Source organism: Halovibrio sp. HP20-59 (assembly GCF_033052795.2).
Classification (GTDB): domain Bacteria; phylum Pseudomonadota; class Gammaproteobacteria; order Pseudomonadales; family Halomonadaceae; genus Vreelandella.
Window position 1 is genome coordinate 34,844 of record NZ_JAWJUW020000004.1, and the last position, 24,750, is coordinate 59,593.

The following is a 24,750-nucleotide window of genomic DNA, read 5'->3' on the forward strand; positions in this document are numbered from 1 at the left end:
AATCACTGCCCCATGTTAGTTAAAACGCTATCAATAGAAAAGGATGTTAATGATGCACAATGTGATGCCTAACCCCGGTTTTGGTACCTTTCGCCTGGAGGGCGATACGCTCAAACAGAGCATCCATGCGGCGCTCGAAGCCGGCTATCGGCACATTGATACGGCGCAGTTTTACGGTAATGAAGCGGAGGTTGGTGAGGCGATCCGCGATAGCGACGTACACCGCAGCGATATTTTCCTCACCACCAAGGTGTGGTTTGACAAGCTTGAGCCCACAACGCTGAAGACCAGCGTAGATGAAAGTCTCCAGAAGTTGGGTACAGGTTACGTTGACCTGCTGTTGATCCACTGGCCATCGCCTAACGATGAAGTGCCCATGGCGGATTATTTGACGGCTCTGAAGGAAGTCAAAGCGGAAGGTAAAGCGCACCATATTGGTATTTCTAATTTTACCTGCGCGCAGGTTGATGAGGCGATTAGTATCCTGGGTAAAGGTGAAATTCTGACCAACCAGATCGAGGTCCACCCCTTCCTGCAGAACCGTAAGCTCGTTGAGCACTGCGAGCATCAAGGTATTCAAGTCACCGCCTTTATGCCGCTGGCGGTGGGCAAGGTCATGGAAGACCCGACCTTGAAGGAGATTGCCGACGCGCATAACGCCACGCCTGCGCAAATCGCCCTTGCTTGGATAAAACAGCGCAATATGATTACGATTCCTTCATCCACGAAAACGCGTAATATTCGAAGCAACATCGCCGCCTTTGATTTGGTGTTAAGCGATAGTGAAATGGCTGATATTGCCATGTTGGATCGCCAAGAGCGCATTGCCAATCCTGATATTGCGCCTGTCTGGGACGAGTAAGGCGCCTAAATATGCTGGTTGAAGAAGCTAAATGCCAAAGCTCAACTTGGAACGCTAAGAAATAATTCGCGTCATACAAACGCCTGAGTCACATTCAACGTAGCCCAGGCGTTTGAAGATGCCAATCTACTCCTGCAGCACGACAGACAGCTATTGAGCCACTTGCTCAATGTGGGTGGTTTGGCAGGTCTCCATTCGATAACCTGACTGATAAACGCTGCGCAGACGCAGGCCATGACGACCATCCAGTTCCAACTTACGGCGCAGACGGCTTACGTGGGTATCCACGGTACGCGTCGAAACATCCCCTTTAATGCCCCACACCAGTTCAAGTAGATGCGCGCGGGTTATTAGCTCGCCAATTTTTGAGAAGAATAGCGCGGCTAACCGATACTCACGTTCGGTTAGATCAACGGCGTTGCCCGCGACGCTGATGTAATGTGCGTCGTTATGCAGGGTAAAGGTGTCGGGGTAGGCTGTGGCTGGGCGTGGTGCTGCGTAACTTGATCGCCTGCACAGTGCGGTTACCCTGGCAATCAGTTCTTTAGGACGAAGGGGTTTAGCGAGAAAATCGTCCGCGCCTTGCTCGAGGGCTTTAACGACGTCGTCTTCGCCCTGGCTGGCGGTAATAAACAAAATGGGCCCACGCCAGCTATCGTGCTGGCGTAGATGGGCGACAACATCCATGCCGCAACTGTCCGGGAGTCGCCAGTCAATAATAAGAAAATCAAACGTTTGCTGCTGAGTCGCGCGACGCAGCTCGCTGGCGCGAGTAAATAAAGACACCTGATGGCCTGCGGTCATTAGGCATTGCTCAATAAAGGCCTGCTGGTCGAGGTCATCTTCAAGAACGCCAATATGCATGATGATTTCCCTTGTTGTGGTCTTATAAACGTCACACGCGTAGACGTAGAAAACTCATGCGTAAAGTTTAGTTGATAAGTGTGCGTTGACACAAAGGTTCACAGTTAAGCCGCAGGCGGCCGATATATACTGCTTACCTCTCTAATCATTCGCCTTGAGGTGCAGCATAATGCGTTGTTCTGTGGTTTTTAAACTCAGGGCTCTAGTTGCAGTGGGCGTTGCGCTGATATCGACTTATGCTAGCGCCCTCGATGCACCTAGCGGTCCGGTGATGCTAGTAGTGAGCGGCAATGTAGGGCAGCCAAACGTGGGTGACGAAGCCCATTTTGATAAAGCGATGCTGGAGGCATTACGCCAGCACACCACGGTTACTCGCACCCCCTGGTACGATGGTGTGGTGCGCTTCTCCGGCCCCTTAGGCCGAGCCGTATTAGAGGCCGCCGGTGCCGAGGGTGAAAATATGCGCGTAGTAGCGTTGAATGAGTACGCGTCGACGGTGCCGGTGAGCGATTTCTACAATTACAATGCGATTCTTGCCATGCAGGCAAACGGCCAAGCACTGCGTGTTCGTAATCAGGGGCCGCTGTTTGTTATTTATCCCTTTGACCAGCATCCTGAACTTTTGAATGAAGAGATATTTTCGCGCTCTGTGTGGCAAGTGGCGCGTATCGACGTTGAATAATATAACTGAGTGGTTGCCATGCTGGCTGTATTGAAGTTCTACTTTTCCCGCAGTGCCAGGATTGCTACGTTCTCGGCGATCCTTTTTTTTATCTCAGCGTTAACCACCGGCGGGGTTATTTATAACCGTCAGCATGCACTGGAAAATCGACTGCTAGAAAACCTGATATGGGCCGGGTATCAGTATGATCGAGAAGCGCGTGAATTTCGTTCAACGCTACTCGAAACAAAATCCGATAATGCCTCGGTTGACGATGTATTACTGCGCTATGAGATTCTCTTTAGTCGGCAATCCCTTTTCTTTCAGGGTGATATTGGGAAGGTGGTAAATGAGCTTGAGGGTGTTAAAGCGCTTATTCAGCAAACGGAAGCGTTGATTTTAGAAATGGAAACCCAGCTTGATCCGCTATGGGATAAGCAAACCGAGCTAAGTAGCGCTTTAACAGCGATTCTTCTTGAGAAGGTAACGCGTCTTCAACAACTCACCGGCACCATCTTGATCGATACCAATGCCCACGTTTCACGCATGCGTAGCGAAGAGCGCCGGGTGTTAACAAATCTCTACGGGCTGGTACTAGCGCTTATTATCCTCCTTATGTTTTCAGGCGGTATGTTAGTCCGCGCACTGGTTATGGAAGGACGCTCTAGCCATAGTAAGGCCCAGGCATTAGAAGCGAAGAGCCGCGAGTTAAATGAGGCTGCCCAGCGTGCTGAGAAGGCCAGCCTAGCCAAATCAGAATTTATGGCCGTGATGAGCCATGAAATTCGCACGCCGCTGAATGGCGTCGTTGGCATGACAGACTTGTTGCGCGAAGAGGTTAAAACAGCCAAAGCAAAGGCCTACTTAGCCTCGCTAAAGCGTAGTGCGGAGAGCCTGCGTGCGGTGATCAACGATATTCTCGATTACAGCAAAATAGAGTCCGGGCGCCTCGACCTGGATGTTCAGCCGTTTGACCTCCACCAGTGCATCGATGAGCTATGCGAAAGCTATATACTTCAAGAGCCTAGAGCAAAGGTGACATTTAGTTGCGCTATTGACCCGGCGCTGCCGCGTTATGTGATGGGCGACGTCGCACGGTTACGCCAAGTGATGATGAATTTAATTAATAATGCGCTGAAGTTCACCGAAGAGGGGTTTGTAAAGTGTCACGTCAAACCACTGGCGGGAGATAATATTCTTTTTGAGGTTCACGACACTGGCTGCGGTATCAGTGGCGCCGATCAGGAGCGGCTATTTTCGGCGTTCACTCAAGTGGATGCTTCTATGGCCCGTCGTCACGAAGGTACGGGGCTGGGGCTGGTGATTTGTAAGCGATTGGTCGAGGCAATGCAGGGAATGATAGGGGTCAACAGCCAGCTAGGATTGGGGAGCCGCTTTTGGTTTAGCGTTAACATGCCTGAAACCCAACCGTTGAGCCTTTACCAGGGCGGTGACAGTTCGCAAGCCGTTGCGGCTCATCAACATATTTTAGTGGTAGAAGATAATCCGCTAAACCAAACGGTGGCACAAGTGATGCTGGAGCACCTTGGCCAACAGGTGACCATTGCAGAAAATGGGCAAGAGGCGCTTAAGCAACTTGAAGCCAACCATAGTGAATTTGATTTAGTGCTAATGGATATGCAAATGCCTATCCTCGATGGTACAGAAACCACTCGGAAATGGCGCCAATTTGAGCAAACACATAGTTTGACGAGACTGCCTATTGTGGCGATGACCGCTAATGTGATGCCTGAACATCGTGAACGCTGCATGCAAAGCGGTATGGACGATATGATACATAAGCCTTTTACCCGCGATGAGCTATACCAAGTGATTTGCCGCTATCTATCGTCTGAAGGAGCCTCTGAAGAGCTATCGAGCAATGAGGCCGCTGAACGCGCTACTGCCTTGGTTTATCAACAAGTGGCTGACATTCGCCAGCGATCGGCGCAGAGTGAAGCGGCCTTTCAACTACTGGACGAACGTATCTGTGCAGAGCTGAAAGACACCTTTGATCCAAGCGCATTGGATGCTTTGATAAGTACGTTTTTAACCCGGCTTAGTGAACGTAGTACTCGACTGTATGCCTGTTGGCAGTTAGAAGATCGCAGCGCCTTAGGCCAAGAGGCGCATTCTCTTAAGGGAGCGGCGTCCTCTTTAGGTTGCATTGCTATTGCCGAGCAAGCCAGCCAGCTGGAACAGCGGGCGCTTGAAGCGCCATTAAGCGAGTTGGCTACCTATCTAGAACGCATAACGACTCTTCAGGTCGCTACTCAGCAAGCCTTGCAGCGAGCGGGCGTCCTTTGCCTCTAGCTGATCCTGTTCTTTTGAAACGGTCTGCAAGTGCTTATCAAACCAAGTGTTAAAGGCGCTGGCGGTTAACGGGCGAGCAATAAAATAGCCTTGCCCAACCGCACAGCCCATTTCAACCAGCCGGGCGTACTGTGACGCCGTTTCGATACCTTCGGCGACCACGGTAAGTCCCAGACGTTTGCCTAGTTCGATACTGGATAGGGTTATCGCCAGGGCATTTTTATCCTGTTCTATGCGTGAGACAAAACTACCATCGATTTTAAGTTCGCTGAAAGGTAGCCGGTAGAGTTGGGTTAACGACGAGTATCCGGTACCAAAATCATCCAAGGCCAGGTTGCAGCCACGATTTTGCAAGGCTTCAAGCACATGGCAAGCGTAGCCCAAACATTCGATGCCCACCGATTCGGTGAGTTCCAGAGTGATATGGTTGAGCGAGACGTTGCTGTGGTGAGTGAGCTGATCAAACGCGTCTAGCATGCCTTCTGCTTGAATAAAGGCTGCCGGTATATTGATCGCCACGTTTAAGTCCCACCCTTGCGCCTGCCACTGGGCTTGCTGCGCAAACGCAAGCTCAAGAATGCGCCAAGTGAGCGGAACCATCAGTCCGCTTTGCTCTGCCAAACGAACGAAGCTAGCAGGGGAAAGCACACCGCGTCGGGGATCTTGCCAGCGCACCAGCGCTTCCACGCCGATCACTTGGCCCCGCTGTAGGTCTACTTGAGGCTGAAACTCTAAAAACAGTTGATTATCATCAATAGCGTTTGCCAATTCGCCGCTTGAAGGGGCGTTGGGCGCCTTTCTTAATGGTTTCAAGAAAGCTGTAAGGCCAGTGAGCAGGGTTGTTTTAGGAAGAAAACCTAACATGCGTAACCCTTTGGCCTTGCCTACTTGAATAGCATGCGTTGCGGTGGCCTTGGAACAACTACTGACTAAAAGTATTGGGGTATTGAGGCGTAAATCATATAGATAGTCGAGAATATCAAGACCAGTAAACTCGCCAAGTCGAAAATCCAGTAAGATTAAATCGGCATTGAGCAGGCCCGGCTGGCGGGCCAATTCACCGAAGCTGCCCACTGCGACCACGTCATAGCCGTGCTGGCTTAGGAGCATTTTGCCTAGCAGTTGAACATCAAGATCATCATCAACAATTAACGCATTAGACGGCATATATCATCCTTGATGATCAGTGACTCGCTTTGTTCTATAAGCAGCTTTATCAATAGTCAGTTAAGCTTCCTTGGGCTCAGAGAGACGCCCAAGGAAGTAAGACGAGGTTAGAACGACTCCCACTCGGGCTGCTGGGCACTCGCCAAGTGCCGCGGTGCCTTTGGCGATGGCTTTTGAGTTGCGGGAAGAGAAGCTGTGCTCGATACAAGCTGCTCGTTTTGTGAATGACTGAGCTTGAAGGCGCCCACCAGTACACCAAGTCGGTCAGCTTGCTCTCTTAGCTCCGCCGCGGCGGCGCTGGATTCTTCCACCATAGAGGCATTGTGTTGCGTCATGCTATCCAGCTCGTTAACGGCGTCGTTTACCTGACCGATACCCACACTTTGCTCTTTAGCACCGGCGCTAATTTCCGCGATCACGTCAGCCACTCGCTCAATGCTTTTCACCATTTCTTGCATGGTGGTGCCCGTTTTCTTCACTTGATCAACACCCGATTTAGTGCGGCTTAACGAGGTGTTGATCAGCGTGGCTATACCCTTTGAGGCATCGCTGGAACGGCTGGCCAATATACGCACTTCTTGCGCCACTACCGCAAAACCACGGCCATGCTCACCTGCACGGGCAGCCTCAACGGACGCGTTTAATGCTAATATGTTGGTTTGAAAAGCGATACTCTCAATTAGGCTAACGATGTTGCTAATCTCGGATGACGAGTCGTTGATGGTGTCCATGGTTTGCTCAACGCTGTGCATGGACTGTAAACCTTGCTGAGCGAGCTCGCGGGTTGAAAGCGCCAGTTGGTCAGCCTGTTGGGCAGAGTCGGAGGCGTTGCTGACTACTGCCGCGATCTCCTCCATAGAGGCTGAGGTTTGCTGTAGATTGGCGGCGGCTTGTTCAGTACGTGCGGCTAACTCTTGGCTGCCTTTCGCAATTTCACTTGAGGCATGCTGAAGGCTAACGGTGCTGCTGCTAACTGACTGAAGCGTATCATCAATGCGTTTAATAAAGGCATCAAACTGTTGGGCGAGTTCACCGATTTCATCACGACGTTGGCTCTCAATCCGCGCCGTTAAATCGCCATCGCCTTCGGTGATTTCTTTAATACGCCCACTGATTTGGCGAATGGCCCGGGACATCATTAACGGCCCCAATAGCGCAATAAGCGTTGCCGCAATAAAGATAATCAATGCAACAATAATCGTGGTTGTTTGTTGTACTTGGATTCTTTCAATAACCGCTGCTTCTTCTTGATAGGTAGCTGTTTCTATATTTTCTCCCGAAACATCATAGACATCGCGTAGTGTATTAAAGCGCTCTAACGAGGAGCCTTCTAATAGGCTTAAAGCATCGGCGGTCTCGCCGCGCTGGTGCAGCTCAAAAACTCGCTCAGCCTCGGCTTTCCAATCGCTGTATAGCGTTTCAAAGCTAGCTAAATGAGCAGTTAACTCTGGGTAGTTCTGCATCAGCTCGGCATAGCGCCCCATGCGATCATAAGCCTGCTGGGCATTTTCTTCAAAGTCCGCGATGAGCGCGGCGGCTCGGTCGCTGTTGGGGCTAGTTAAAAGATATTCGATCTCTGCTACCCGTGCTTGGTAAAGATCGCGATCGCCATTCAATGTGGCTGAAGCGGCGGGAATATAGTGGGTGAGAAATGTGTCTAAACGACTTTTTACGTTGTTAACGAGCATCGCATCGGCGACGACAATAACAAGCAGTGCTAATGCAACACTAATAAAAGCCAGCGCGTACTTAACTTTTATCTGATGGAAACGATTCATATGTGCCATTCCTGTGGTCAAGAAGAGTAGGGAATAATGAGAGCACATTACCTTTAAAGTATTAGTACGGTCGATGGTTTTATTAGAGCTGTCACTTTTGTTTACAATTTTTGGTTTAAGTGATTTTACGGTAGCTAGTTTAAGTGACTATTAGTTAGATTAATAGTTGTTGTAATGAGAGTGATTAATATTAAAGAATTATTGGTATCCTGCCGCTTGAAGCTGAAATAGCTTGGCGTAGCGGCCTTCCGCTGCGAGCAGTTCCTCGTGGGTACCCCGTTCGATGATGTAGCCCTGATCAATGACTAGAATGATATCCGCACTGCGTACCGTCGAGAAACGGTGTGAGATTAGGATCGCCATTTTATCGCGGCTGTGTTCACGGAAGCGGTAGAACACTTCCGCTTCTGCGGCGGCATCCATGGCGGCAGTAGGTTCGTCGAGTACGATAATGTCGGCATTCTCGCGCATGTAAGCGCGAGAAAGAGCAATTTTTTGCCATTGGCCGCCAGAAAGCTCTTGGCCGTTTTTGAACCACCGGCCTAGTTGGGTTTGGTAGCCACTGGCCATCTGGGTAATAAAGTCATCCGCCATGCCGTGGCGTGCGGCCTGCTGCCAGCGTTGCTGGTCGTTAAAGGCGTGTGTATCGCCAACGCCCAGGTTTTCACCCACCTGTAGCTGATAGCGGACAAAATCCTGAAAAATAACTCCGGTTCGCTCACGTAGTGCCTGGGTGCTCCAGTCGCGCAGGTCGCTACCGTCTAAAAGAATTCGCCCTTGGGTAGGGTGGTACAGTCGCGTTAAAAGCTTAATTAGGGTGGTTTTTCCCGAGCCATTTTCGCCCACTAACGCCAGGCTCTGCCCAGGAGCTAGATGTAGCGAAATATCGTGGAGGACATGCTCGCCACCCGGGTAGGAGAAGCTAACCTGCTCAAAACGCAGCCCATCGCCGGGCAATGCCCCTTGGGTTAGCGTGCCGTGTTCTGCCTCTACCGGCTGCTCCAGGTACTCATAAAGATTGGAAAGATAAAGATTATCTTCGTACATGCCGCTAATCGCGGTGAGACTAGCGGAAAGCGCAGCCTGGCCCTGTTTGAACACCATCAGGTACATGGTCATTTGGCCCAGGGTCAAGGCGCCGATGATCGTTTCGACCACTACCCAACCGTAAGCAGCGTAAAACGTTAGCGTACCCAGCAAGCCGAGCAGAAAGCCCCAGGTTTCGCGGCGTAGCGTTAAACGCCGGTCCTCGGCGAAAAGGCGGGAAAAAATATCCCGATAGCGCTCAAGGAACAGGTTTTCCAGGCCAAACAGCTTGACCTCTTTAATGCTGTCTTCTCGAGCCAGCACCGTTTCTAAATACATCTGCATGCGCGTTTGCGGTGACCGCCAGCGAAATAGCTTAAACGCCTCGCCTGAAAACTTTGCTTCAGAGATAAACACCGGCAGCGCGCCAGCGACCAATATCAGCAGCGCCCAGGGAGAAAACTGCACCAGCAGTAACCCAAAGCTGCCAAGCGAAATAGCGTTTTGCAGCAACCCAAAAGTTTTATTGACCAAGGCTAGCGGCCGGGTAGAGGCTTCACGCCGGGCACGTGTGAGTTTGTCGTAAAGCTCTGAATCTTCAAACTGACCAAGCGAGAGCTGGCCGGCTTTTTCTAATATCATAACGTTAACTTTTTGCCCCAGCAGCGCTCGCAGCAATGATTGCTGAGCGGCCAAGCCGCGCTGAGCCAGGGCGATTAGTGCGATAATTAAGGCTTCAACAGCAACCAACTGAAGGACCGGTGTGATCGTAGCGAGCAGGTTAGGGTTGCTGGCCTCTTGGTGGGTTTCCATGGCGCTGACGACGCCATCGACGATCAGCTGACCCACCCAAGCCGCCACTGCTGGCAGCACCCCCGCCACTAAGGTACATAGCGCCAGGCCCAGCATCATCCATCGTGAGGTTTCCCACACCAAGCCAAGCGCGCGGCGGCTGTAGCGGAAAACGCCCAAAAAACTGCTAAGCGTAGAAGAAGGCGGGGCATACGAAGGCGGTGGCGACATAAAAAGGGGAGCGATGACCTAGCGAAAAGGAAGGCTATGATGCGACGGTTAAGCGTGGATAGCCAGCCCCACCGCCGGTTGCCTTCAACGGCAACGCGGTGGTGGGGTGGGACAAGTAGCGAATAGTGGGTTTATCAAGACATCGGTTGACCCAGGTAGCTGTCTACCAGGGCAGCACGGCCCCATCGGTGCGCGGCTCGGTGCCGCCTTGCATTACGCCCGTTTCAGGGTCGCGTAAAATGATTTGGCCACGCCCGAAGCTGATGGAGTCTGCGACTTTAACGATGTCGTGACCGCGGCGGGCCAGCGCGAGTGCTAAGTGGTTGGGAAAGTCGGCCTCGACTTCGATGGTTTTGCCTTGGGTCCACTTCCAGCGCGGCATATCCAGCGTCGCCTGCGGGTTTAGTTGATCATCAAGCATCGCCGTCACTACCTGTACATGGCCTTGGGGCTGCATATAGCCGCCCATCACGCCGAATGGTCCTACGGCCTGGTTATCTTTAGTGATAAAGCCGGGGATAATGGTGTGGTAGGTGCGTTTGCCGGGTGCTAACGCGTTGGGATGTTGTGGGTCGAGGGAGAATGACCAGCCTCGGTTTTGCAGGCTGATACCGGTGCCAGGAACGACCATGCCCGAGCCAAAGCCTTTGAAATTGCTTTGAATCAGCGACACCATATTGCCTTCGTTATCTGCCGTCGCTAGGTAAACAGTACCGCCCTTGATTGGGTTGCCTTGTACCGGGTCAACGGCCTGCTCGCCAATCAGTTCAGCACGAGATTTCAAGTAATCGTCGTCAAGCATTTGAGCAACGCTTGGGCGCATGGCGATGGGGTCAGTGATATGCGCAAAGCCGTCGACGTATGCCAATTTAGTGGCTTCAATACGGCGGTGCAGCGTTTCCACCGGGTCATGATGGTCCTTTTTGCTCAAGCGCTCCAGCATGCCTAGTGCTTGCAGCGCAATCATGCCGCTGCCGTTAGGGGGTATTTCCCAAATATCATGACCTTTGTAGCGCACACTAATCGGGTCCACCCACTCCGGCTGGTAAGTCGCTAGGTCTTGTTTACGCAGCAGGCCGCCGTGTTGTTGGGAAAAGGCGTCGATAGCCTCGGCTAATTCGCCTTGGTAAAACGCCTTGGCGTGGGTGTCTGCAATTGCTTGCAAGCTTTTAGCGTGGCCTTCTGAGCGCCACAGTTCACCGGGCTTAGGGGCTCGTCTTTCGGGAGCGAACGTATCAAACCAAGGTTGGAAGGAAGCCTCGCTGTAAGCTGAATAGGTGTTAAAGGCCTCTTCCCACATCTGATGAATAATTGGAGAAACTGGAAAACCTTCTTCCGCCAATGCGATAGCAGGCGCCAACAACTCGGCAAACGGCAGCTTGCCGAAGCGCTCAGAAAGCGCCGCCCAGGCAGCGGGTGCACCGGGCACTGTGACAGGTAGCATGCCGTGATTGGGGATCGCGTCGTGACCAAGTGCTTTCAGCGCTTCAATGGTCGCCGCCTGCGGGGCAGGTCCGCTGGCATTAAGGCCATGCAACTTGCCATTCACCCACACAATGGCGAAGGCATCGCTGCCTATCCCATTAGAGGTTGGTTCGACCACCGTCAGCGCCGCCGCCGTCGCAATGGCTGCATCAATGGCATTACCCCCTTGTTGTAAAATACGAATGCCTACCTGAGCGGCTAATGGCTGTGAGGTAGCGACCATGCCACGTTTGCCGAAGGTTGCCATTCGGCGCGAGGCGCTGGGGTAATGGAGTGCATCATGTTGCATGTGAATCCTTGCATTTTGATTAGCGTTTTAAGTCTCGGCCTATACTCATGCTCAACTGATGAAAAGTGCGCCATAAACGAGAGCGCCCATCACTACAAACGCAGGATGGGTTTTGAAGCGAATCAGTGCGACGGCAGCCACTATCCCGATGATCAGTGTGTGAATAGCGCCGCTGCTGTTAAGGCTCTCGAGTAGAAAGCCCAAGGTCAGCCATGCCATCATCATGGCGATGACAGGGCGAACCCACTGGCTCATGCGTTTAACGCGGGGGGATTCGCGGTGACGATAGAGCAAACCCAGCGCGCCCAGCATTAATAGCAAAGTGGGAATCACGGTGGCGGTAACCGCTACAAAAGCTCCACCGACGCCAGCGACCTCGTAGCCAACATAGCCGGCCATCTTGGTCGCGATAGGGCTAGGCAGGGCGTTGCCCAGGGCTAATGTTTCAGCGAAGGTTTGCGCGGTCATCCAGCCATAACGGCCAACAACTTCGGTTTCAATCAGCGGAATAATCGCTGGACCACCGCCATAGCCGATAATGTTAGGGATAAAAAACGCTAAAAAGAGATCCCAATAAATCACGCGTCACCCTCCGCTCTTTTAGCACTCGAGGGTTTGGTGCCTGAAGGGCCTAGCAGGGCGGCAACGAGAATGGCACCCACTACCCAGCCAGGGTGGATGCCAAGCCAGTAAATGAGGCCCGCTGCGATAACGGCCATTACCGCGCTTACAAGCCAGCCAAGCGAGGCTTGTGACTTATCAAAAAAGTCCCAGGTGAGCTGTGCCATCATGACCATGACGACGGGCACCACGGCTTGGCCCATGCCGCGAATCCACGCCACATCGCGGTAGCGGCTGAAAATGCCTAACATGGCAATCATGGCCACAACCATCGGGACAATGATGGCTGTAACGGCGGCAATACAGCCGGGAATGCCGCCCACACGATAGCCAATATAGCCGGGCATTTTGGTCGCAATGGGGCCGGGTAAGGTATTGCCAATCGCCAGCACGTCGGCGAATTCTTCATCGGTGAGCCAGTGATGGCGGGTAACGACTTCGGCGCGCACTAAGGGGATCATCGCAGGGCCACCGCCAAAGCCAAAAATGCCCACGCGGAAAAAGGCCCAAAACAATTGCCAGGCGGTTGAGCGTGTTTTCATGGTCGCGGAGCCTGCAACGTTGATGAGGAAATAAAAAGCATACCCTGGCCTTGTTTATCGGTTGTAGGTTAAAAAATCGATTATTTTATCTAGTATAGAATATAGGTAGTGGCTGATCCGACGTCAACAGCGAAAAAAACAACGCACAGCTTGCGCCGAGATAAACAAAGGACACCGTTATGAAGACATCTTTGCCTAATAACTCTTTATCTAAGTCGACAAGGCCAGCAGGGCCAGCCGGTACGGCATCAAGCCGCGTGTTTGATCATTTACGCAAAGATTTGGTAGGCGGACGTTTTGTTGCTGGCGAAAAGCTCGCTATTAACTCGCTTAAAGAGCGCTACCAAGTCGGCTTGAGTCCGCTGCGCGAAGCGCTGACTAAATTGGCGGCCTATGGGTTACTGGTGCAGGAAAACCAGCGTGGCTTTCGGGTACCCAAACTATCGCAGGATGAGCTGGATGATATTGCCCAGATGCGCTTGGAAATGGAAGGGATGGCGCTAGAGAGGGCAATTGCTAATGGCGACTCGCTTTGGGAAGCTGATCTGTTAGCCGCCGCGCATCGTCTAAAACGGGCTGATATCAGCCTGGACAAAGGCGAAGAGTGGGAGCACCTGCATACCCAGTTCCACCGCACGCTGGTGGCGCCGTGTGGGTCCGTATGGCTATTGCGATTTATCGAACAACTTCACGATCAGTTTGATCGTTACCGCCGCCTGGGGCCGAAAATGCCTACAATTCGTCAAGAGTTGGATGAGCAGCATCACCAACTCGTGGAGCTGGCGCTGCAGCGTGATACTAAGTCGGCGCGTGAATTAATGGATGATCATATTCATAAATCTTACGAAGTCGCTCTGAAGCGCTATCAGGCGCATGTTTAATGGCGATTCATCAGTTTGCCGCGTGAGAGTGACGACACAACGCCTATGCCCTGTGTAAACTGCGCACCCATAACGTCAGCGATCACCGAGCCACTGCTCAAGAGGATGCCCATGCACACGGATAACGACATTGTCGCGCAAACGCTAAAGTGGGTGCGCACCTTCATTGTGGCGCAGGATATTTGCCCGTTCGCTCAGCGGGAGCTAGCGCGTGACACCATCCGCGTTGAGGTGGTGCGCTCCAAAAAAATCGAAGTGGCACTGGAGGAACTGATGGTCGAAGTGCAGTGGCTGGATGAGCATCCAGAAACAGAAACGACGCTGTTGGTATTCCCAACGCTGTTTAAAAGCTTTGATCACTACCTGGATTTTGTTGAGCTGGCAGAAAGCATTCTTGTCGACCAGGGGTATGAAGGGGTCTATCAGCTCGCCACTTTTCATCCCGATTACTGCTTCGACGGTGCTGAGCCCGATGACGCCTCTAACTATACCAATCGCTCTCCCTACGCCATGGTGCATCTGTTGCGCGAAGAGAGCGTCGAAAAGGCGATTGAGTTTTACGGCGATACCGACGCGATTCCCGAACGCAATATTGCTAAGTTAACGGCGATGGGCAGCGCCGCCGCTGAGCAGCAGTTACAGCACTGTTTTGATGTGAATAGCTAAGGCTTGTGGATCACGAGCTGATGCTTGCCTCTGCTTTTAGCCGCATACAGAGCGCTATCTGCCAGTTGTAACACCGTTTCAATGTGCAGGCCGTGGTGTGGCCACCAGGCAGCGCCCAAGCTACAGCCCACGTGGGCGCGTTTATTTTCAGGTAATAAAATCGGTTGGGCGATAGCCGTAAGTAAACGCCTACTTACTTCGTGGGTAAGCATTTGCAGGTACTCCTGCTCGGTTTTAAGCACCATTACGAATTCATCACCACCCTGTCGCGCCACCACATCGCCACTGCGCAGTGAGTTTTTCAAGCGCTGGGTGATCTCAATAAGTAGCAGATCACCCGCATGGTGGCCCAGTTCATCGTTGACCTGCTTGAAACCATCCAGATCAATATACATGACCACCATACTTTGCTGGTTTCTTTCCGCTTCCGGGATGGCCAGCTGCAGGTATTGATTGAGAAAGGCGCGATTAGGGAGCCCCGTAAGCGGGTCGGTATTGGCTAGATCCTCTAAACGGTTGATCGTTTGACGTTGATCCAGTAGTCGGCTGACCATGTTACGCATAGAGGTCGATAGGCGTTTCATTTCTGGGGAGCCGCTTTCCAGAGGAATGCAGTCTGCTTGCTCGCCATCCTGTATTTGGTCGGCGGCGCTGGCTAAGCGAGTGAGGGGCGTCACCATTCGAGAGGCAATCATCCAACCAATCATTGCAAATAGCAGGGCCAGTAGAATACCGATGCCCATAATGGCTGTCTGTAGCTGCTCCACGGGGGCAAAGGCAGACGCGATGGGGTTACGGGTAATCGCTATCCACCCCAATCCAGGAAAATCCTCAAAGCCACTGCTACGCGCATAGCCGGTGACAAATTGTTCGCCATTGGGCCAAGTTTCAATGGCCCATTGTGGCGATAGGTTAGTGGGGCTAGGGATGTGCTCAAGGCTGCCTAACGATTGTCCCATCAGCGCCTCTGGCCCGAGCAGCACGGTACCACCGGCGGAAAGGAGTAGTATTTCGTTATCTTGTCGCTGCTTAGCGGGTGAAAACATGGATTGCTGAATATATTCGGCCCACTCCCAACTCAGGTGTACAGCCAGAACGCCCTGGAGTTCCTCGTTGCGGTCATACACCGGGGTGGCAATATCGACAAACTTAAGCTCTTCACCGCTGGGGTTAGGCAGTAGTTGAGCGAGTAGCACAGCCTCATGGACATCACCTATCCAGAGCGACTCGCGTCCTTCAATAAAAACGGGCCTTTGCGCTATTGAAACGCCTTCTAAAATTCCCCCAGTTGCTGCTTGAACAGTACCTTCTGGGTCGGTAAATCCGATCCACGACACCACATTGTGGTTGTCTTGCAAACGTTCAAGCTGTTCCCGTAGGGCGCTAGTGTTCGTGTCATTTGTGAGTGCCTGCATACCTAATAGGAGTTTTACCTCCTTAATGCGTGCGTCCATATTGCGATCCAGCTTATCCACCATTTGGTAAGCTGCTTCTGAGGCGGCATTACCAATATTGGCTTCCATTTGCTGAGCAGACTCTCGCGACGCCACCCAGCCAAGTAGCAGAGTCGTGGCAAACACCAGTGTGGCAATTAAAGCGATAAACCGCGAGCGTAGCGAGAAGCGTGAGAATAACCAGGCATGCACAGACATAATTAGCCATCACCGATAAGGGAGTTGCTTAATAGCGTAATGTGATTAGGTGAGGGAAAGTACCTTATCGTGGAGGCGTTTGCATTTAACTGATTGTGAATTTTTATTAACTTAAGCGGTGCTTCAATGAGAAAAGGACCAGCGTTGCTGGCCCAAATGAAAAACTAAAACTCTTCCCAGTCTGGCGTGGCACTAGGCAACTTTTAGAAAAGCTGTTTGGTAAGTGTCTTGCTGCTAAAGCGTCTTATGCATCACATGCGTATCGACAAAACCCAGGCGCGCATGGCGGTAGGCGTTAGGAACGGTACCCACAATATTAAACCCCAGCTTCTGCCATAACGCGACGGCCACCTCATTGGTGGCCACCACGGCGTTGTACTGCATGGCTAGAAACCCCAGTTCCCGGGCCTGCTGCTGGGAGTGTTCGCACATGGCACGCGCGACACCTTTGCCCCGTGCGGCAGGGGTCACCATGTAACCGCAGTTACATATATGGTCGCCGGGGCCTGCCGCGTTGGTTTTTAGGTAGTAGGTGCCCAGCACTTGGCCAGTTTCATCTTTGGCAACCACACTGGCATTAGGCGTTTTACACCATAGCTGGCGCGCAGCTTCAAAGCTGATGTCGGGGTCAAACGCATAGGTCTCTTGCGCTGCGACAATGGCCTGGAAGGTGGGCCAGAAAGCAGCAAAATCGTCATCCGTTATCGGCGAGAAAGTGAGCGTGGTCATAAGTATCCTATGCAGCTAAGCGCTTATCGAGCGACCTCAGCCACAATCTCGTAGCTGCGCAGCCGGTCTGAATGGTTATAAAAGTCGCTGTTAATCATTAGCTCATCGGCGCCGGTACGCGCCTGGAACTCCTCCAGTTCCGCTTTAACCGTCTCGGGTCCGCCAATAATGGCGGCGCCTAAAAACTGGCTGACTTGGGCCTGCTCAACCGATGACCAGTCCAGCTGCTCAACCGGCGGCTGAGACTGCGTCGGTTTGCCGCGAATAAGGTTAAGAAATTTTTGCTGCGCGCTGGTGGCCAAGTAGTGTGCCATCGCGTCGTTTTCAGCCGCCATCACGGGTAGGCCGACCATGGCATGTGGTTTATCCAGGTGTTCAGAAGGGCGGAAGTTATCACGGTATAAGCGCAGCGCTTCAAATAAATAGCCCGGTGCAAACTGGGCAGCAAACGCAAAGGGTAAGCCCAGTTTGGCCGCCAGTTGCGCACTGTAGCCGCTCGAACCCAGCAGCCAAATGGGCACATGAGTCCCCTGACCAGGCACCGCTTTCACACGTTGTTGAGGGTCGCAATCGTCTAAATAGCTGCGCAGCTCATTGAGCAATTGTGGGAAGTCATCGACCCCGGCGTGGGCGTTACGGCGCATTGCCTGCATGGTGGCGCCGTCAGAGCCGGGGGCGCGGCCCAAACCTAAATCAATCCGACCGGGGTAGAGCGTTTCCAATGTGCCGAACTGCTCGGCAATCACCAGCGGCGGGTGATTAGGCAACATAATACCGCCACTGCCAACGCGGATAGTAGAGGTTTGCCCGGCGATATGCCCAATAAGCACGGAGGTTGCCGCGCTGGCGATGCCGGCAATATTGTGATGCTCGGCGAGCCAGTAACGGGTATAACCTAACCGCTCGGTTAATTGGGCTAAAGCGACGCTGTCGTTAAATGTCTCAGCGGCGCTGCCACCTTGACGAATAGGTGCCAAATCAAGGACAGAAAGCGCCGTGGAAGCGAGTTGGCTCATGGTTCACCTGCAGACTAATTCGTGGGCGCGTAGAGCAAGAAATTACTTAGCGCGCTTGGTATTGTCAGGTTATGCGGTCAGTGCAGATGAATTGCAAGGTGTGGATCATCAAGAAGCCGCTTTGATGACGACTTCTTGATAATTGATACCGTGATTATTTTATGTAGCTGATGGAGGGTTATTCAACTGGTGGGGTGGGGCGAACGAGTATTTCATTGACGTCAACGTGGGCGGGCTGCGAAAGCGCATAAATCACCGCGCTGGCGATATCGCGGTCTTCTAACGCATGCTTTGGTGGCTCATCAAAGAACGGCGTGTCGACCATGCCAGGTTCAATCAACGTTACGCGCATGCCCGTGCCACGCAATTCTTCGCGCAGATTATAGCCAATCCCTGTTACCGCCCATTTGGTTGCGCTGTACATAGAGCCCGGAATGGTCGCTCGGCCAGCGGCTGAACCGGTTAGTAACACGTGGCCTTTGCTGCGCTTTAGGGCGGGCAAGCAGGCCTGAAGGGTGAGGCCAACGCCATACACGTTGGTGAGAATCATCTCTCGCCATGCGTCATGGTCAGCGCCGCTAAACCCGCCGGGTGAGCCGCCACGCCCAGCGTTGGCAAAGACCGCATCTAATCGGCCAAAGGTTTCCAGCGCCTGCTCGACCATGGCCTGCTGCTGCTCCATATTGGTTACATCTAGCTGACAAGTAAGCACATTTTCCGGACCCAGCTCTTGAGCCAGCGCGGTGAGCTTGTCGCTAGAGCGGGCAGCGAGTACCAGTTTGTAGCCTTCTCGCGCTGCTGCGCGCGCTGTAGCAGCACCAATGCCACTTGATGCACCGGTAATTAATAACACGCCGTCACGCATGGATGGGACTCCTTGCTTTGTTAGCCAGATAAGCCTTTAGCATGGCTAAGGTCATGCCATCGTGCAAATATAAGATTAATTAGCGGGCGTGCCCCTCTTCTTTGCGTTTTAGCATGGCGGAGAGATCCAGAATGGCTTGGGCCATGTCCGCCATGCTTTTGCTTTGATCCATCGAGGTTTTGCGTAAAAAACGGTAGGCCTCTTCTTCGCTTATGTCCTGGTGGGCCATGATCAGGCCTTTGGCACGTTCAATGAGTTTGCGCTCACGCAATGCTTTGCGGGTATTTTCCAGCTCGTCGCTAAGTCCTTGCAAACGTCCGGCTTGGGCCTGCGTAAGCTCAATGAGTGAGCGACTTAGCGGCGATGTTAGCGCGTTGGCGGTTAAGTCACCCAACGGTTGCTCTCCACCTAAGGCCAGCAGCTGTTCGCAGGGCGCAGGAGAATGCTTGTAAGGCTGGTCCTTGGTTTTTTCCAAGGTGTGTTCGGCCTGGGCTATTTTGCGCTGGCACAGGACGCTCAGTTGGGCAATCAGCGCGTCTTCGACGATTTTCATCGTATCAATACGCAAGGTGGTGAGTTCGTACCAGGTCTCGCCCAGTGTATCCGGCGTCTCTTTTGCCGAGGAGGCCGATGTGCGTTGGCAGGCGATGTCGCGCAGATGGCAAATGCCCGCCAACGTACGTGGCGATAGTTCTTTTTTCCACGCCTGCTGTGCCTCTGGTGTGGCGAACTCTTCAAAGGTTTCAAAGCAGCGCTGTTGATCGGCCATTAGCTGGTTTAGTAGCGCACGATGGGGTTCATCGAAATGGCCCTGGGTAAAACCAAAGGCGCCACAGGCCCGCTCTTGACCGGCTAATTCTTTACCTTGCATCAGGTGAAAAACGGCCACCAGGGTGCGTGTGATATCGGGGTCTGCTGAGGTGTCGGCTGCCTCAAAGACAATCGCCAGCAGTCCACTGGTTAACTGGTTAAAGGCCTGGGTAGCGGCATCTGGGGTAATCGCAAAAGCGTCAATGGATTGGCGCAGGGCATCAAGCTCATCAAGGGCTTGCCAAACGGCAGCGATACGCCGCAATAAGCGTGCCGCTGCCTGTGGCCGGGCCTCTTGGCTAAGCGTTTCTAGCCGTTGCCGCATTAACGTTTCAGCTTGTTGGCTGTGCTGTCGGTAGGTGTCACGACGGGTCTTGAAACGTTGACCCTTGGAGACAAGATAGATGGTCGAGGCCCCGCGTTCACGCTGGAGCATGTGAATAAAGCGGCTAATATCGCCGACAATGTCGGTGGTGGTGGCAAGGTGAGTCAGATTGTCGATATCGCAACGGATGGCGGTTAATAGCAGTTGCTGCGCTGAAGACATAGCAGTTTCCTCAATGACTCGCCGCCTAACAATATACGCTCCCATACAGTGGCATCGCCGTACGGGAGCGTAGGGTCAAGGGCTTAAACTTAGCGTAATGAAAGTGCGCCTGCCCCAACATCATCGCCAACCGCATCGCGGTAGGCTTTGGCCTCTTCGGCTTCGGTGGCATCGCTAAAGCGTACCAGCAAAACACAGGAGGCCAGCGCAAGCACGGTAAGGCCTAGATAGAATAGCCCTTGCTGATAGCTGAGGCTTTCGCTGCGAAACAAAAAGGCAGCGCCGACCGCGCCTACGTTACCCCCAGCGCCGACAATGCCTGCGACGGCCCCAAGGGCTTTTTTATTGATAAATGGGACAACGCCGTAGGTAGCGCCTTCGGCCATCTGCACAAACAGGCTAAACACTAGCATGATGCCAATCGCAAGGCTCAGCACATGCATCTGCGAGAAGGCGACCAGGGCAATGCCTTCGCAAACCAGGGCAATAAACAGCCAGCGTACACGGCCCTTTAGGCCACCTTGCTTAGCGAAAAGATCCGAGAAAACGCCGCCCAGCGTACGCGCAAAAATATTCATTAACCCGAATAAACCCGCGATGAGACCCGCCGTTGCCAAGGTGAGTTCAAACTTATCAAAGAAGTAGATAGCGGCAATATTGTTGATCGTCAGCTCTACCCCAAAACATAACCCGTACACGACAAATAACGCCCAAACACGAATATCTTTGGCGGCGGCCAGAAAGCTCTGACCTGCGCCGTTCTCGCCCGAGGCTTCTGGTAGCTCACCGCGTGCGCGTAGTTCACTGAAGTTGCCGTTGGGGGCATCCTGAGTGAAAAACCAGTAGCCAATGCCGGTAAAGAACATCACCACGCCGGGCACCATCATGGCTAAGCGCCAGCCAAAGGCTTCATTGACACCCAGCATCAACATGCCCGAGAAAATCAACGGCATTAGAATCTGTGTGGTGCCGCCGCCCAGGTTGCCCCAACCAGCGCTGGTGGCGTTGGCGGTGCCGACCACATTGGGGGCGAACATCATCGAGGTGTGGTACTGGGTGATGACAAAGGAGGCGCCGATGGCACCGATCGCTAAGCGCGCGAGCAGAAAGGTTTCAAAGCTATCCGCTAAGCCAATGCCCATGACGGGAAGAGCGCCCAGCAGTAACAGGCCGGTATAGGTTTTACGTGGACCGATTCGGTCGCACAGCACGCCAATGGCAAGGCGAACAATCACTGTAATTGCCACCGATGCAATGATTGTGTTGCCGATTTGAGTTTGGGTTAACGAAAGGTCTTCGCGAACAATCGCCATCAACGGGGCGATGCCGAACCAGCCAAAGAAGCAGATATGAAATGCGAACCATGAAAAATGGAAAGCGCGCATTTGAGGGGTAGAAAAGTTAAGTAATCGAATACGGTTGGCTTTGTTACGTATGTCCATGGGATGGCCTCACGGGGCTTAGAACGAGTTTATCGTTACGCAACGCCAATGGGATTGGACGCTACGTGAGCAATTTACGAGAACATGCCTTCGCCATTGAAGGTCAGGTTCGACGCACTCGTACCCGGTTGGGCCTGGTCCACGCCTACCACCACACCTTTGGTAATGCAGGTAGTTTGCCAGTTAGACTTTTACTGTTGTAAATCAATAAAATATTTTATATGTGTAAGGTTTTTAATCCACAAGAAGCCGCAACCATGCTGCATGATTGGGCATGCAACAACGGTGTTGTGGCATATTGGTGCTAATAGGGGGCAGGATGCTTATTGCTATTCGTGTAGATAAACGGCTTCGATATCAAGTGTTGAGTGATCGCCGATCGCGTCAAAGTGTTCGCTTAGCCAGCGCTCAGCGGCTGCCTGGCCCTGATCAAACAGATGGCATAGAAACGGCCATTCGGAATTGGCTTTGCTGGAGACCGACAGCTCCTCGAGTGCCTGCTCGCCGCTGATGCGGTGAAACAGTGCTTGTTGGTAGCCGTTTTCAATACCTTGCTCTTCAAACGCATTCTTGAGCAGCGAGATCATACGAATTTCTTTAATCAGCGCCGAGTTAAACGTAATTTCGTTAAGCCGGTTCATAATGGCTGATGCAGAGGTGGGTATTTCATGGCGAACGATGGGGTTAATTTGTACTAGTAGGATGTCTCGCGCAGTGCACTCTTCCATCAGCGGGAACAGCGCCGGGTTGCCCATATAGCCACCGTCCCAATAAGCCTCACCATCAATCTCTACGGCTTGAAACATAAATGGCAAGCAGGCTGAGGCCATGACGGCGTCAATGCTCATCTCTTCGCGTCGGAAGACACGCTGCTTCCCGGTACGCACGTTGGTCGCTGCGACAAACAGTTTGAGCTGTTGGCATTGTCGGACGCGTTCAAAATCAATGTGGCTGGCGATGATATCGCGTAGCGGGTTTAGGTTGAGCGGGTTGAGTTGGTAGGGGGAAGCCACGCGCGTCAACAGGTCCATGGCAATAAAACCAGGGGAGTTGTCCAGGCTCCAATTGCCGGTTAGAACATCCATGGGTGAACGGCGAATGGGGCTTGCCATGCCAGCTCGGCTGACCGCTTGCCAGAAGTCGTGCAGTGCTTTGCGAGCCGTCTTTTTATCGCCACGTGTTAGTGCATCAGCCATCACCACGCCGTTCATCGCGCCAGCGCTGGTGCCACTGATGCCCTCTATTTCAATGCGGTCATCCACTAATAGTCGATCAATCACACCCCAGGTATACGCCCCATGCGCGCCGCCACCTTGCAACGCTAGATCCAGCTTTTTGACCTCTGCCATATGCTTTTCTCCATTGCGACGGGTGGTGAAAAATGTGGTTGCACTGAAACCAGCATGCCACAGGCCGCTAGGGAAAACGAAACGCTATTCATCACAGCGACCTTTGGGCCGCCTTCACTGGGTGGAAGACCCAATAGCTACCATTCTCGTTGTTAAGGGGAGTCCGCTAACGGTGAGTGGCGGCTGGCAGGGTAGGGCGCTTCATACATGGCGTATTCCATGAGGCTATCCAGTTTTTGGGCGAGTTGCTGGCTGGCTTCTTCCATCCTGCCTAGCGCAGCCAGTTGGCCTTTGCGGTTCCCTTCATTGGCGAGCTTTAGCGCTTCAGCGCCGCTCGCATGCACTTGACGATGAGGCGCCGTCAATGCCCTGAAGGCGGCGCTGAATGCGAAGCGTTGGTGGCCTTCCCCGTATTGTTGCCATTGCCCCAGCCGACATTGATGGTCATCTTCTAGCGGTGTGTCCGTGTCGGCGGACAGCAGCTGCTTATAAAGCCGACATTTCCACACTGCATGATCCAGCTTGGCGGAGTGCAAAAAAGCCGCGGTAGCGTTTTGATGGATGACTTTGTGCATATGCTTTGCTTGGTCAGCAAGCTGACATAAGTCGTGCTTGGCCGTTTGCGCGGCGTGGGCAATCTCATCGTCGGCTTGGTGTTTTTTAGCCGCCGCTTGAGTGTGTTCGTTCACTTGGCGATTGGCTTGCTCTATCAGTACGCTGAACTGGTGTCTTAGTTGCTGCATGTTAAGCGCCAAGCGGTGAACGTCATCCGCAATGGCGGCCAATCCCGGCGATTGCTGGTCTTGGCTATGGGCCGCTTCCAACGCTGTGCTAACCGCTAACGTCTGGGTGTGGTCGGCATTGCGCACAAGCGCTGCCTTGAGTTGGTCAAGGTCCTGGAGCGTGTTAGCAAGCGCCAACGGCGAGGAGGCCGAGTTAGTATCGTCGCTGCACTGGCAGCGTTGGTGCAACGTGTTGACCGCTTGCTCGGCAGCGGCAATAAACGTCAACGTTCCCGTCAAGGTGGCGCGCTCACCGGCAAGCTGGTCGGCATACGCTTCAACCCCAGTATTGAGCGACGCTAACATATCCGCTCCTTGCGCTTGGAGCATGCCGATTGACTGCTGTGGACTGATTAAGCTTAACAAGCGACCGCTGGGAGAGGGGGCTTCCAGTTGGGCGCGTAAGTCGGCGACCTGCTGTTCTAAACGACGAATTTTTTGGTAAGGATGTATAAAGGTAAACATGGCAGACACCTGCGGTAGATGCAGTTGTTTGTGTTGATTTGTCACAAAGTATTGCAGAAGGCGTCGTCGAGCGCCTGCTTTACCCACCGTAAATGAAGAAATTCAACGCTTGGAGGCCAGAAAGGCTGAGAATGTTGGCGCTTTACACAGCAAGCCGCTAGTTAAAAGCTAGCGTTCAGCAAGCTGTGTGGCGGCGGTCGTGCAGCCCAGGAACGTTGAGCTTGCCAGCCACTTTGCATCGGGGTAATAGGCAAAGACATATTGATCCTCTTTTAGGCTGTCGATCAGCGGATAAGTCACATCTTCGCGCACCGCAGGACAGCCATGACTGCGCCCAAGACGCCCTGTTTGGGTGATGAAAGCATCGCTCACATAGTCGGCGCCGTGAATCACAATGGCGCGTTCAAAAGCGAGATCGTTGACGTTGGGCTCCAGGCCTTCCAAGCGCAGTGAGTAGCCGTTGCGTCCGTAGTAGCTATTCATGGTGCGAAATAAGCCGATACTGGATTGGTGGCTGTCAGGAGTATTTGAGAACGTCTCAGCTCGAGCATCGCCTGAGCCTTGCCCATGAGAAACGAGCTCTTTGAAGAGCAGTTCATGCTGGTGCAAATCGAAGACCCAAAGCCTTCGCTGGGTAGACGGCAGTGAGTAATCGATCACTGCGAGGCGTTCGGCGTTGGGTTCGGCGCAGTTGAGCGCTTGAGCAGCTAAGCGCAGCGCTTCAGGCGTTGCCTGGGGGGCCAGCTGCAGTAACTGATGATGCAAAGGCAGTATGCCGTGGGGTGGTGTTGAATCAACCTGGGCAAAGAAGCTGGCGGCGTGTAGCGGTAATGTAAACAATGTAAAGGGTAGTGATAATAATAACCTGGCAACATGTAAGCGCAGAGCCATATAAGTCGATCCTACAAGCAATAT

At 52.9% G+C, this 24,750-nt stretch carries 21 protein-coding genes; 5 read left to right on the forward strand and 16 right to left on the reverse strand.

Translation table 11 applies throughout. The features are described 5' to 3' along the window. The first annotated feature begins 43 nt into the window (after positions 1–43). On the forward strand, positions 44–862 hold the full coding sequence (gene dkgB / locus RZA33_RS05810) for a 2,5-didehydrogluconate reductase DkgB (RefSeq protein ID WP_317506911.1): 819 nt from the start codon (positions 44–46) through the stop codon (positions 860–862). A 150-nt stretch (positions 863–1,012) separates the two neighbouring features. Here the strand turns inward: dkgB and RZA33_RS05815 are convergent, their stop codons facing one another. Further along, positions 1,013–1,726 carry a response regulator transcription factor gene (locus RZA33_RS05815; RefSeq protein ID WP_317506912.1) on the reverse strand — a complete coding sequence of 238 codons (714 nt, stop codon included), beginning with the start codon at positions 1,724–1,726 and terminating at the stop codon, positions 1,013–1,015. 169 nt (positions 1,727–1,895) lie between these two features. Here RZA33_RS05815 and RZA33_RS05820 point away from each other — a divergent pair, with 169 nt between their 5' ends. Continuing rightward, entirely contained in the window at positions 1,896–2,408 is a 513-nt protein-coding gene (locus RZA33_RS05820; protein WP_317506913.1) for a molybdopterin-dependent oxidoreductase, read from the forward strand. 18 nt (positions 2,409–2,426) lie between these two features. Beyond that, positions 2,427–4,700 (forward strand): ATP-binding protein, encoded by a 2,274-nt coding sequence (locus tag RZA33_RS05825; RefSeq protein WP_317506914.1) that lies wholly within the window; start codon positions 2,427–2,429, stop codon positions 4,698–4,700. Here RZA33_RS05825 and RZA33_RS05830 read toward each other — a convergent pair. The 6 genes from RZA33_RS05830 to RZA33_RS05855 form a co-directional block, all read right to left on the reverse strand. Continuing rightward, positions 4,629–5,867 (reverse strand): EAL domain-containing response regulator, encoded by a 1,239-nt coding sequence (locus RZA33_RS05830; RefSeq protein ID WP_317506915.1) that lies wholly within the window; start codon positions 5,865–5,867, stop codon positions 4,629–4,631. The genes RZA33_RS05825 and RZA33_RS05830 overlap by 72 nt on opposite strands. A 107-nt stretch (positions 5,868–5,974) precedes the next feature. Beyond that, on the reverse strand, positions 5,975–7,645 hold the full coding sequence (locus RZA33_RS05835) for a methyl-accepting chemotaxis protein (RefSeq protein ID WP_317506916.1): 1,671 nt from the start codon (positions 7,643–7,645) through the stop codon (positions 5,975–5,977). Between the two features lie 198 nt (positions 7,646–7,843). Continuing rightward, positions 7,844–9,694, reverse strand: coding sequence for an ABC transporter ATP-binding protein (locus RZA33_RS05840; RefSeq protein WP_317506917.1), 1,851 nt, complete (start codon positions 9,692–9,694; stop codon positions 7,844–7,846). 163 nt (positions 9,695–9,857) lie between these two features. Continuing rightward, positions 9,858–11,468 carry a gamma-glutamyltransferase family protein gene (locus RZA33_RS05845; RefSeq protein WP_317506918.1) on the reverse strand — a complete coding sequence of 537 codons (1,611 nt, stop codon included), beginning with the start codon at positions 11,466–11,468 and terminating at the stop codon, positions 9,858–9,860. 51 nt (positions 11,469–11,519) lie between these two features. Continuing rightward, positions 11,520–12,050: a chromate transporter gene (locus RZA33_RS05850; RefSeq protein WP_317506919.1), complete on the reverse strand. Its 531-nt coding sequence runs from the start codon at positions 12,048–12,050 to the stop codon at positions 11,520–11,522. Continuing rightward, positions 12,047–12,631, reverse strand: coding sequence for a chromate transporter (locus RZA33_RS05855; protein ID WP_317506920.1), 585 nt, complete (start codon positions 12,629–12,631; stop codon positions 12,047–12,049). The genes RZA33_RS05850 and RZA33_RS05855 overlap by 4 nt, the downstream gene beginning before the upstream one ends. Before the next feature lie 179 nt (positions 12,632–12,810). On the opposite strand from RZA33_RS05855, the gene RZA33_RS05860 reads away from it, so the two are divergent. Both RZA33_RS05860 and RZA33_RS05865 read left to right on the forward strand, forming a co-directional pair. Then, complete coding sequence (locus tag RZA33_RS05860) at positions 12,811–13,512, forward strand: GntR family transcriptional regulator (protein ID WP_317506921.1); 702 nt, start codon at positions 12,811–12,813, stop codon at positions 13,510–13,512. A 111-nt stretch (positions 13,513–13,623) separates the two neighbouring features. Next, positions 13,624–14,178 carry a DUF1415 domain-containing protein gene (locus RZA33_RS05865; RefSeq protein ID WP_317506922.1) on the forward strand — a complete coding sequence of 185 codons (555 nt, stop codon included), beginning with the start codon at positions 13,624–13,626 and terminating at the stop codon, positions 14,176–14,178. On the opposite strand, the gene RZA33_RS05870 is transcribed toward RZA33_RS05865, so the two are convergent. From RZA33_RS05870 to RZA33_RS05910, 9 genes are all read right to left on the reverse strand, one after another. Then, positions 14,175–15,830 (reverse strand): diguanylate cyclase domain-containing protein, encoded by a 1,656-nt coding sequence (locus RZA33_RS05870; RefSeq protein WP_317506923.1) that lies wholly within the window; start codon positions 15,828–15,830, stop codon positions 14,175–14,177. The genes RZA33_RS05865 and RZA33_RS05870 overlap by 4 nt on opposite strands. Before the next feature lie 234 nt (positions 15,831–16,064). Next, positions 16,065–16,559, reverse strand: coding sequence for a GNAT family N-acetyltransferase (locus RZA33_RS05875; RefSeq protein WP_317506924.1), 495 nt, complete (start codon positions 16,557–16,559; stop codon positions 16,065–16,067). 23 nt (positions 16,560–16,582) lie between these two features. Then, complete coding sequence (locus RZA33_RS05880) at positions 16,583–17,575, reverse strand: LLM class flavin-dependent oxidoreductase (protein WP_317506925.1); 993 nt, start codon at positions 17,573–17,575, stop codon at positions 16,583–16,585. Positions 17,576–17,753: 178 nt separating this feature from the next. Further along, the gene (locus tag RZA33_RS05885) at positions 17,754–18,440 is read right to left on the reverse strand and encodes an SDR family oxidoreductase (protein ID WP_317506926.1); all 687 of its coding nucleotides are present in this window, start codon (positions 18,438–18,440) and stop codon (positions 17,754–17,756) included. 79 nt (positions 18,441–18,519) lie between these two features. Continuing rightward, positions 18,520–19,797, reverse strand: a complete 1,278-nt coding sequence (locus tag RZA33_RS05890; protein ID WP_317506927.1) for a nitrate- and nitrite sensing domain-containing protein — start codon at positions 19,795–19,797, stop codon at positions 18,520–18,522. Between the two features lie 89 nt (positions 19,798–19,886). Beyond that, positions 19,887–21,239, reverse strand: a complete 1,353-nt coding sequence (locus RZA33_RS05895) for an MFS transporter (RefSeq protein ID WP_317506928.1) — start codon at positions 21,237–21,239, stop codon at positions 19,887–19,889. A gap of 329 nt (positions 21,240–21,568) precedes the next feature. Further along, positions 21,569–22,588, reverse strand: coding sequence for a patatin-like phospholipase family protein (locus RZA33_RS05900; RefSeq protein ID WP_317506929.1), 1,020 nt, complete (start codon positions 22,586–22,588; stop codon positions 21,569–21,571). A 152-nt stretch (positions 22,589–22,740) separates the two neighbouring features. Continuing rightward, a complete protein-coding gene (locus tag RZA33_RS05905; protein WP_317506930.1) occupies positions 22,741–23,835 on the reverse strand; it encodes a CZB domain-containing protein in 1,095 nt (364 codons plus the stop codon). A 168-nt stretch (positions 23,836–24,003) separates the two neighbouring features. Next, entirely contained in the window at positions 24,004–24,726 is a 723-nt protein-coding gene (locus tag RZA33_RS05910; RefSeq protein WP_317506931.1) for a murein L,D-transpeptidase catalytic domain family protein, read from the reverse strand. Positions 24,727–24,750: the final 24 nt, after the last annotated feature.